Source organism: Eggerthella sp. (assembly GCF_048329335.1).
GTDB lineage: Bacteria > Actinomycetota > Coriobacteriia > Coriobacteriales > Eggerthellaceae > Eggerthella > Eggerthella lenta.
This window is the reverse complement of sequence record NZ_DBFEGU010000223.1, coordinates 1-9,831: the sequence shown is the minus strand read 5'-3', so window position 1 is coordinate 9,831 and position 9,831 is coordinate 1. Positions and strand designations below refer to the sequence as shown.

The window sequence follows — 9,831 nt, the reverse complement described above, 5'->3', positions numbered from 1 at the left end:
CGACGAGGTGGGATCGCTGACGGCCGGCAAGCTGGCCGACCTCGCCGTGCTCGACACCGACCTCGTCACCTGCGCCCCGGAGGACATCCTCGGCGCGAAGGTGCTTGCCACCTACCTGGACGGCAAGAAGGTGTACGAAGCCTAACCAGACCCATCCCCTTCCATGTTTGGTGCCCCCGGCGCGGAACCGGGGGCACCGCAGGGACGCATCTTCGCCCCTAAAACACGGAAAAGGGGCCTGTAGCGTGTTTTAGGGGCGAAGATGCGTCCCCGGACTGCGGACGACATGCGCGCGCCGTTCCCGTTGCTCCCTCGGCATCCCGTAACCTTCGCGCTACCCGGCTAATCCCATATAATCCCGCACTCCGGCGAAACGCGACCGGTATAATCCCCCGCTCGCGTCGGCTTCGCGGTAAGGTCGTCACGACGGAAACCGCCACCAGGCTCAAGGAGGCCGACGGCAATGGACGAGCTGCTTATCGAGCCCGAACCCACCGAACGCGAGCTGGGCACCGCGCCCATCAAGCCGCTGTTCGCCCGCTACGCCGCCATCACGTTCGCCGGCATGCTGGCGCAGATGGTGATGGTGGTGCTGGAGGGCCTCATCATCGGCAACGGCCTGGGACCGCTCGGCCTGGCCGCCGTCACCGTCATCCTTCCGCTGGAGCTGCTGAACCTGGCGCTGGGCGGGGCGCTGGGCATGGGCACCGCCGCCGCAGCCGGCCAGCGCCTGGGCAGCGGCGACACGGCGGGCGCGCAGAAGGTGTTCAACCAGGGGTTCTGGCTGGCCGCCTACCTGCTAGTGGCGCTTTCCGCGGTCATCGCCCTGTTCGCGCCGCAGATAGCCACGCTTTTGGGCGCCACGCCCGACATCCACGAGGACGTGACGGCGTTCATCCGCCTGCTCATGTGCTTCTACCCGTTCTGCACGCTGGGGCAGCTGCTGTGCTCGCTGTTGCGCACCGACGAGAAGCCTTCGCTGGCCTCGGCGCTGGCCGTCATCGCCTCCGTCTTGGCGCTGTTCTGGCTGTATCTGTGCGTGTACGTGCTCGACCTGGGCTTCGCTGCCGCAGGCGCGTACTACGGCATGAGCACGGGGCTATGGTTCTTCGCCATCCTGTACTTCCAGTTCAACAAGAAGTCCACCTTCAAGGTGACGTTCGGAGGCATGAAGCTGGATCCCGCGATCTGCCGCACGATCCTCTGGCAGGGCTTGCCGCTGTTCCTGGTGCAGGTGGCCAGCCTCGTGTACACCATCGTGATCAACAACTACCTGGGCTCGCTGGGCGGCGATCCCGACCTCGCGGCGTTCTCCGTGATCAACGGCTACGTCGTCTACCTGCTGGACATGCTGTGCCTCAGCGCCACCTACGGCCTGCAGCCTATCGCCAGCTTCAACCGCGGCGCGCGCCACTTCGAGCGCCTGCACGAGCTGGTGAAGGCCAGCCTGGGCGGGACGTTCGCCATCCTGGCCGTCGTGTGCGGGCTGGTCATCGCGTTCGCCGCGCCCATCTCGACGTTCTTCATCGGCGACGACCCCCAGCTGATCGAGCTGACCGCCTCGCACTTCCTGCCGCTGCTGGTGTGCGCGCCGTTCGGGTTCCTGGCGCAGGTGGCCTCGGCGTACTTCCAGGCCGTGGGACAGGAGCGCATCTCCATTCTGCTGGGCGTCTGCCGCTACCTGCTGTTCGCCATCCCCATGATCGTGGTGCTGGCGGCCGTCGAGGGCCTGACCGGCGTCTGGTGGTCGCAGCCCCCCGCCGATCTCATGGCCGCCTCCCTGACCGTGGCGCTGGCCGCGCGGGAATGCGGGAAGCTGAGGCGGGCGGGGGCAATGCAAACAAAACCCGCCCCCGAATCCGAACCGCTGCTCGAAGCGGAGTAAGAACCTCTCACGATGCGGGCGTCGTCTTGCCTTCGGCGCCCGCATCGTACACAATGTCGAGCACCTCCTGACGAGAGCTTACGCCCATGTTGAGCCGCTCCCGCTTGTCACGATTAGCATCGGTTTGTCGGGTTGCGGTTTGAACGTGGGGTGCCTGTTTTTGGCACAAATTTGCGGGTAGGGGAATTTGGTTCGGATTGCGGACGATTTCGACCTGGGGTTTCTTGTTTTTCACCCCTATCGTACATGCGAAACAGCGCCGAATCGTTCCCCTACCCGTTATTTTGTGCCAGAATTTCGACTCGCGCGTTCACGATGGAGAAGCGCGTGGCCCGCGCGTCGACGGGCCACGCGCTTTCGGCGCTTACGCCACGATCAGGGTGCCGGACTTGCCCTCGATGGCTTCGGCGGCGTTCTCGAGGCTGGTGATGATGGCCTTGCCCTCGGGGTAGGCTTGCAGGTACGCGATGCAGGCCTCCACCTTCGGCAGCATGGAGCCGGAAGCGAACTGGCCTTCCTCGATATACTGCGCGGCCTCGGCCACGGTCAGCACGTCGAGGTCCTGCTGGTCCGGCGTGTTGAAGTTGATGGCCACCTTCGGCACCGCGGTGAGGATGACCAGCATGTCGGCCTTGAAGTCGGCCGCCAGCTTGGCGCTGGAACGGTCCTTGTCGATGACGGCCGGCACACCGCGATACCCGCCGTCCTCCTCAATGACGGGTACGCCGCCGCCTCCCGTGGACACCACGAGGTAGCCGTCGTCCACGAGGTCCTTGATGGCATCGAACTCCACGATGCGCACCGGCGCGGGCGATGCGACCACCTGGCGCCAGCCACGGCCGGCGTCCTCCTTGAACGTGGCGCCCGTCTCGTTCGCAAGACGCACGGCCTCGTCTTCAGTCAGAAACGCGCCCACGGGCTTCGTGGGATCCTGGAACGCGGGGTCGTTCGCGTCGACCACCGTCTGGGTGATGAGCGCCACCGACGAGCGCATGATGTCGCGGCGCTTGAGCTCGTTCAGGATGGCCTGGGACAGCTGGTAGCCGATGTATCCCTGGCTCATGGCGCCGCACTCGGGCAGCGGCATGGCCGGCGTCTTGCCGTCGTGGGCGTTCGCGTAGTCGAACGCGTTCTGGATCATGCCGACCTGCGGCCCGTTACCATGGGACACGACGACGTTCACGCCCTCGCTCACCATGTCGACGATGTGCGAGGCGGTGTTCTTCACCAGCTCCAGCTGCTCTTGCGGCGTGTTTCCCAAGGCGTTGCCGCCGAGGGCGATGACCACGGTCTGGCCGGGTCCTTTCTGATAGGACATGGGAAATCCTTTCTGATTGGGGCTTCGGACTTTACACGCCAACTGGCTGCTGCTGGGTGATGCAGTGGATGTTGCCGCCGCCGTACACCACCTCGCGCGTGGGCACGCCCACGACTTCGCGTTCGGGGAACATCTCCTGCACCTGCTGCAACGCCATCTCGTCGTATTCGTCGTCGTACTGGGGCACCAGCACGAAATCGTTGCCGATGAGGAAGTTCATGTACGAGGCGATGCACACGTCCTCGGTGGTGCGCGGGATGGTGCCCTCCACCACGTCGATGGCGTCCACTTCCTCCTGCGTCATGTAGACCGGCTCCTTCGGCATGGTCAGCTTGTGCACCTTGAGCGCCCGCCCCTTCGCGTCGGTGGCGTTCGACAGCGTCTCGTAGGCGGCGTGCGCGGCCTCGTAGAACGGGTTGTCCTCGTCGTCGGTCCAGATGCAGGCCACCTCGCCCGGGCGCACGAAGCAGGCCACGTCGTCGATGTGCCCGTTCGTCTCCTCGGGGTCGATGCCGTCCTTGATCCAGATCACCTTGTCGACGCCCAGGTACTCGCACAGGTAGTTCTCGATCTGCTCCTTCGAGAGCTCGGGGTTGCGCCCCTCGGACAAGAGGCACATCTCCGTGGTCATCACGGTGCCTTCGCCGTCCACGTGGATGGAGCCACCTTCCAACACGAACGAGTCCGGGCGGTAGCGATCAACGCCGGCGAGGTCGGCCACCTTCAGACCCACGAGCGCGTCCTGGTCCCACGGGAAGTACAGGCCGTCCACCAGCCCTCCCCATGCGTTGAAGTGCCAGTGCACCGCGCGCACGTCGCCGTCGTCGTTCACCACGAACGTGGGGCCGCAGTCGCGGATCCACGAGTCGTCGCTGGTCATCTCCACGACCAGGATGTTCTCCTCGCCCGTTAGCACGTAGTGCGCGGCGGCGTAGTCCTCGGGGTTCACGCCCACGATGACCGGCTCGTACTGGGCGATGCCGCGCGCCACGTCGGCGTACGCCTTCTGCGCAGGCTTCGCGCCGTCGCGCCAGTTGTCGGGGCGATGCGGCCACAGCATCCAGATGCACTCCTGCGGCTCGAACTCGCCGGGCATGCGGTAGCCGTCTTTCTTCGGGGTCGATTCGTTCTCGTAAATGGTATCCATAAGTACGTCCTTTCGGGATTGGTTACACCAGATCGCGCGGCTCGCGGCCGATGATCAGATCCTCTTCCACGGCGATCTTCTCGGATTCAGGCATTTCCTCGTAGCCGTGCGCCACATCGAACTCGAACGGGTCGCCGCTCGAGCCCATGCCGCCGTAATCGTCCTTGCGCCCGCGCGCCGACCAGATGCGCACGAGCTCGCCCAGGATGACGAACGCGATCACGCCGATGAGCATGGGGATCTTGCTCATCTCCTCGGGCGAGCCGTTCAGCGGAACGATAGTGGCGATGATGGCCAGCACGAGCAGGATCACCGGCACCCACGCCACTACCAGCGCCACGCCGTGGCCGCCCGGCACCTTGAACACGCGGTTCGCCGCAGGGTCGATTTTGCGCAGCTTCAAAAACGCGGGGAACATGGGAATGTAGCTGATCAGCAGGAACACAATGTTCATGGAGAAGAAGATCCAGAAGAAGCTGTCGAAGCCCGCCAGCTCCATCACGGGCGACAGCAGCACCAACACGCTGGCCACCACGCCGTTGACGATGGCGGCGCCGGTGGGCATCTGGTTCTTCTCGCTCTCGTGCGCGAACACCTTCGGCATGTTCTTCTTGCGCGCCGCGTGCTCGGCCACGAAGTTCACGCCAAACGACCAGCTGACCATGTTGCCGAACAACGTGATGAGGAACACGATGCCCACCACGATGAACAGCACGCTGCCCACGCCCGCCATGATGCCCACGGCGTCCATGATGCCGGAGTCCAGCGAGATGTCCATGGCCGGGATGGCGGCGCCGATGCCGAACGAGCTGAACAGGTACAGCGCCGCGATGGCGATGCCGCCCGCGATGATGGCGCGGGGAATCTGCTTGTTCGGGTTCTCCATCGAGCCCACGTACGTGGTGATGACCTCGAAGCCCATGAAGTTGAACAGGATGATGGACAAGTACGTCAGGCTGTTCGAGTCGAGCGCCGGCAGGAACGTCTCGGGCGCCATGTCGTTCGCGAAGCCGAAGTTCACGGCGTACCAAATGCCGAGGCCGCCCACCACCAGCGCGATGCCCACCTTGAGCACGGCGGCCAGGTTGAGGATCCACGCCGAGTCCGACACCTTCGAGAAGCTGAGGAACACGACGATCCAGACGAACGCCAGCTCGATGGCCAGCGAGGGCACCAGCCCTATTTCCATGCCGGTGATCATCGAGATGGTCTCGGGGAACAGGAAAGCGAGCGACGCCATCCACAGCGGGAAGTTGATCCAGTAGTACCAGCTCACGCGGCTGCCCCACTTGTCGCCGAACGCGCGGCGCACCCAGTCGTACAGGCCGCCCTCGTCGTCGTAGGTGGTGCCCAGCTCGCTGACCACCAAGCCGTACGGCAGCAGAAACGCGATGATGAGGAAGATCCACCAGAAGAACTGCGAGTTGCCGATGGCGGCCGCAGGAGCCGCCGCCTCGGCCACGAACACGACGGTGATGACCGACAGGATCGCGTCGACCAACCGAAATTTCTTATTCTTTGCCATAAGGAGCCTCTTTCAAATCAGTCGGACCCTTACTTGATCGCTTGCTTGCCGAGGCCTTCCAGCAGGTAGTTCAGCTGATCGTGGGCTTCGTCGGCTTCGGGCTGGTCGGTTTCGGCCTGCTTGCAGAAGTACGCCAGCAAGCCGCGGATGGAGTGCTTGCGGTTCTCGGCCTCGTCCCAGCAGATGGACTGCGAGCCGTCGATCACCGCGTCGGTCACTTCCTCGCCGCGCGAGGCGGGCAGGCAGTGCATGAACTTGGCGTCCGGGGCAGCCATGGCCATAAGCTCCTCGGTGACCTGGTACGTCGGGTAGAAGATGGCCATGCGCTCGTCCTTCGACAGCTCCTTGTCGTACAGGCCGTACCACACGTCGGTGTACACGAAGTCGGCGTCCTTCATGGCCTCCTCGCGGTTGCCGGTGACGCTGACGCTGCCGCCCGACACCTCGCAGTTCTTACGACCGATCTCCAGCAGGTCCTCGCGGATCTGATGACCCTCGGGGCCGTACTGCACGAAGGTCATGCCCATCTTCGAGGTGATGAACATCTCCGACACGCACACCTGGGTGGCATCGCCCACGAACACCATCTTGCAGTTCTCGATGCGCTTGCCCTCGGGCAGATGCTCGATCATGGTGAGGAGGTCGCCCATCTCCTGGGTGGGATGGTTGTAGTCGGACATGCCGTTGATCACGGGGATCGTCGCGTACTTCGCCAGCTCGACGAGGTCCTCGTGGCGGTCGACGCGCGCTTCGAGAACGTCCAGCAGTCGGCTCATGACGCGGGCCGAGTCCTCGATGGTCTCGTGACCGCCCAGCTGGATGGTGCCGGGCGCGTAGAACTGGCCCGTGCCGCCGAGGTCGGCCATGGCGCCCTCGAACGACAGGCGCGTGCGGGTGGACACCTGCTGGAAGATCATGCCCAGCGTCTTATGTTTCAGCAGCTCGGGGTAGTACCCGGCCTTCACGCAGCGCTTGAGCACGCGCGACAGCTCGATCATGTCGAGCAGCTGGTCCTTCGTGAAATCGTTGGTATCGAGAAAATCCTTGACGGTCATCGAAAAGCCTCCTTCGAAAGCGAACTGAACGGGCAGCCCGTCGTCGCGGCAGCGCCAGCGCGATGCGGCGAAGACAAACCGGCGCGACCGGATTGCAGTACGGCCGCGCCTTGCCCTCAGTTGTAACCCGAATCACCGAAGCGCTCGACAAGGCTAGCGGGTCGTGCGAGAATCGAAGACGAACCGAAACCGAATCGCAAAAGGATGTCCTATGAACCTGCCCGGACTCATCACCGTCCAACCCGACCGAACCGAGGAGCTCGACGCGCTCGCCCGCATGGTGGGCACGTGCTTCCTCGAGGAGATGTGGTACGTCACCTGGCTCGAAGCGCTCGACGAGCTGGGCATCGGACGCGATCGCAAGCTGGAGATCACGCGCGCCGTCATCCGATCGGACTACGAGGTCACCGCACCGTACCAGTGCGTGTACGCGCTGCCCGACCGAGCGGGGGCCGCGAACGTCTACCTGCGCAGCGAGCTGGGCGACGTCGACTGGACCGAGCTCGAGGAGGAATCGGGCACGCTTCTGGCCGAGGTGCTCACCGACGAAGAGATCGACGTGCTGGGACCGCGCATCGAGGCGATGGATCCCATCTCCTCCACGAGCTGGCCGCTCGAGCGTGCGGCGGCCGACGAGGATTTCATCTACTTCATCTCGGCCGGTGTGGATCCCGAGAAGCGTGGCAGCGGAGCATTCCGCCGTCTGCTCACGCCGTTTCTGGAATACGCCGACGAGCACGGGCTGGCCTGCTACCTCGATTGCTACACCGAACGGCTCGAGCAGCTGTACGGCCACTTCGGCTTCGAGACGGTGGAGCGCCGCAGCATCGACGCCTTCCCCATCGAAGAGCGCCTGATGGTCCGCCGGGCGCGGTAGGCGCGAGCGAAGGAGAGTTCCTGGTGAAGTCGAGCGAGATAGCGAAGCTGGCGGGGGTGTCGGTGCGCACGCTGCGCCATTATCACGCCATCGACCTGCTGCCCGAGCCGCCGCGCGGCGAGAACGGCTACCGCGACTACGGCGCAGGGGACCTCGTGCGCCTGCTGCGCATCAAGCGGCTGTCGTCGCTAGGGTTCTCGCTGTCGCGCATTTCGGAGGTGCTCGACGAAACGGACGCTCATCTGGCCGAAGCAGCCGGCCCGAACGCCGACGAGGCGCTCGATGAACTCGACCGCGAACTGGCGCTGCAGATCGAGCGTCTGCAGGAGCAACGCCGCACCATCGCCCTGCTGAAGCGCGAGCAGTTGGACCCCGACTTGCCGGTGCGGTTCGCCCGCGCGGCCAAGGCGCTCATCGGCAACGCCTACGACACGCTGCCCGTGCGCAGCGGCGACCGCGACGCGCTGCTTATCGCCGGGCACCTGTATACCGAGGAAGATATCGTCGAACTTGAGCGCACCGTATCCGCCCTCGGCGAGAAAGGGCTGATCGAAGATCTCCATGACATACAGACGATGTTCGACGAGCTGCCTCCCGATGCGACGGATGCGGACATCGACCGCGTAATCGATGCCGCCATGGAGATGCTCGACCCTGTGATCGACTGCTTCGACCCTGCGAACTGGGACAGCGAACTCAACCCCCAGGCCGAGCTGTACATCGACGAACTCATCCGCGCCGGGCTCAACGAGGCGCAAGCACGAGCTCAGACCCAGCTGGAAGAGACGCTTGAAGCTCGCATCCTCGCAAAACGCGGAGCCGCCTCCATATCTTCGTCACAGGACGCTTGACCCCGACGCAGCGTCGTAGTTTTTACTCCTTTCTAGCAGCAACTGCCATCCTGAGCGGAGCGCCGCAGGCGCGCAGTCGAAGGATCTCGCTAGAAAGGACCTCCCCATGTTCGGCCGCACCTCCATCCGTTTCCTCGTATCGAACGCGCTTTCCCTGCTGGGAAACTCCATCGCAGCCGTCGCGCTTCCGCTCATCTTGCTGGCTACCACCGGCGATGCGCTGGCCGCCGGCACGCTGGCGCTCATCTGCGCCGTCCCCCAGATGGCCATCGGCATCGTGGGCGGTGCGGCGCTCGACCGCTTCAACCGCCGCACCATATCCATCGCCTCCGACCTCGTATCCGCCGCCAGCATCGCGCTCATTCCCATTGTCGATATGATATGGGGACTGAACTTCTGGTGGTTCGTCGCACTGGGCCTGCTGGGAGCCGTGGGCGACATCCCCGGCATGACCGCGCGCGACGCGCTGCTGCCAGCCGTCACCAAACACGACGACGTGGACCTCCAACGGTTCATGGGGTTGTCGCAGTCGCTCGATTCGCTGGTCACCATCGTAGGGCCCGCGTTGGCGGCGCTGTCCATCGGCCTGGTCGGCGGCGTGCCGTCGCTGTGGTTCACGGCCGCCCTCTCGTTCTCGGCAGCGCTTGCCACCGCCACCATCCCGCGCTGCGTGGGCGCGGTGCGATCGGGTGCCCCTGCGAACGAAGGCGACGCGACCGCGCAGCGGGGCGTCGTGCCATCGGCCGTTGGCGCGCTGCGCACCGGCATCCGCGTGCTGTTCCGCACCGACGGCGTGCTGACGGTCTCCACCCTGCTCACGTTCGGCATCGTCATGGTCATGGGATCGTTCCAGGGCCTCGTCCTGCCCGTGTTCTTCACGGACAGCGGCCGTCCCGAGCTGCTGGGCTACGTGCTGTCGACCATGTCGCTGGGCCTGCTGGCAAGCTCGCTCGCCTATGCCGCGTTCGCTCCGCGTCTGTCGCGTCGGACATGGTACGTGCTGTCGATGTTCGGCATGCTGTTGGGCGTGGCTATTCTGGGCGCGTTGCCTCCCTATCCGTTCATGCTGCTGGGCGCGCTCGTGCTGGGCGTGAGCGCCGGACCCGCGTCGGCGCTGCTGGGCTTCTTCATGCTCGATCGCATTCCCGAAGCGTCGCGCGGCAGCGCGCTGGG

10 protein-coding genes are annotated in these 9,831 nt (G+C 64.8%); 5 read left to right on the top strand and 5 right to left on the bottom strand.

Translation table 11 applies throughout. The features are described from left to right. The first annotated feature begins 7 nt into the window (after positions 1 to 7). Positions 8 to 145 carry an amidohydrolase family protein gene (locus ACMO6A_RS07370; RefSeq protein WP_418471012.1) on the top strand — a complete coding sequence of 46 codons (138 nt, stop codon included), beginning with the start codon at positions 8 to 10 and terminating at the stop codon, positions 143 to 145. Between the two features lie 318 nt (positions 146 to 463). Next, complete coding sequence (locus tag ACMO6A_RS07365) at positions 464 to 1,885, top strand: MATE family efflux transporter (RefSeq protein ID WP_009306494.1); 1,422 nt, start codon at positions 464 to 466, stop codon at positions 1,883 to 1,885. A 7-nt stretch (positions 1,886 to 1,892) separates the two neighbouring features. Here the strand turns inward: ACMO6A_RS07365 and ACMO6A_RS07360 are convergent, their stop codons facing one another. From ACMO6A_RS07360 to ptcA, 5 genes are all read right to left on the bottom strand, one after another. Continuing rightward, complete coding sequence (locus tag ACMO6A_RS07360; protein WP_147271071.1) at positions 1,893 to 2,120, bottom strand: hypothetical protein; 228 nt, start codon at positions 2,118 to 2,120, stop codon at positions 1,893 to 1,895. Positions 2,121 to 2,249: 129 nt separating this feature from the next. Further along, positions 2,250 to 3,203 (bottom strand): carbamate kinase, encoded by a 954-nt coding sequence (arcC, locus tag ACMO6A_RS07355; RefSeq protein WP_009306495.1) that lies wholly within the window; start codon positions 3,201 to 3,203, stop codon positions 2,250 to 2,252. Positions 3,204 to 3,234: 31 nt separating this feature from the next. Next, positions 3,235 to 4,350, bottom strand: coding sequence for an agmatine deiminase (gene aguA / locus ACMO6A_RS07350; protein ID WP_009607791.1), 1,116 nt, complete (start codon positions 4,348 to 4,350; stop codon positions 3,235 to 3,237). Between the two features lie 22 nt (positions 4,351 to 4,372). Then, a complete protein-coding gene (locus ACMO6A_RS07345; RefSeq protein WP_009306497.1) occupies positions 4,373 to 5,875 on the bottom strand; it encodes an APC family permease in 1,503 nt (500 codons plus the stop codon). 29 nt (positions 5,876 to 5,904) lie between these two features. Next, entirely contained in the window at positions 5,905 to 6,930 is a 1,026-nt protein-coding gene (ptcA, locus tag ACMO6A_RS07340; protein WP_009306498.1) for a putrescine carbamoyltransferase, read from the bottom strand. A 211-nt stretch (positions 6,931 to 7,141) separates the two neighbouring features. Between ptcA and ACMO6A_RS07335 the strand changes: the two genes are divergently transcribed. The 3 genes from ACMO6A_RS07335 to ACMO6A_RS07325 all read left to right on the top strand — a co-directional run. Next, entirely contained in the window at positions 7,142 to 7,807 is a 666-nt protein-coding gene (locus ACMO6A_RS07335) for a hypothetical protein (RefSeq protein WP_009306499.1), read from the top strand. 23 nt (positions 7,808 to 7,830) lie between these two features. After that, positions 7,831 to 8,658, top strand: coding sequence for a MerR family transcriptional regulator (locus ACMO6A_RS07330; protein ID WP_009306500.1), 828 nt, complete (start codon positions 7,831 to 7,833; stop codon positions 8,656 to 8,658). Between the two features lie 106 nt (positions 8,659 to 8,764). Beyond that, positions 8,765 to 9,831: MFS transporter (locus tag ACMO6A_RS07325; RefSeq protein WP_418471011.1), on the top strand; the 1,067-nt coding region annotated here is incomplete at its 3' end.

Excerpts from the sequence above, each read along its gene's own strand:
- ACMO6A_RS07365 (WP_009306494.1), top strand. The coding sequence starts at position 464 with ATGGACGAGCTGCTTATCGAGCCCGAACCCACCGAACGCGAGCTGGGC.
- arcC (WP_009306495.1), bottom strand. The coding sequence starts at position 3,203 with ATGTCCTATCAGAAAGGACCCGGCCAGACCGTGGTCATCGCCCTCGGC.
- ptcA (WP_009306498.1), bottom strand. The coding sequence starts at position 6,930 with ATGACCGTCAAGGATTTTCTCGATACCAACGATTTCACGAAGGACCAG.
- ACMO6A_RS07345 (WP_009306497.1), bottom strand. The coding sequence starts at position 5,875 with ATGGCAAAGAATAAGAAATTTCGGTTGGTCGACGCGATCCTGTCGGTC.
- ACMO6A_RS07335 (WP_009306499.1), top strand. The coding sequence starts at position 7,142 with ATGAACCTGCCCGGACTCATCACCGTCCAACCCGACCGAACCGAGGAG.
- aguA (WP_009607791.1), bottom strand. The coding sequence starts at position 4,350 with ATGGATACCATTTACGAGAACGAATCGACCCCGAAGAAAGACGGCTAC.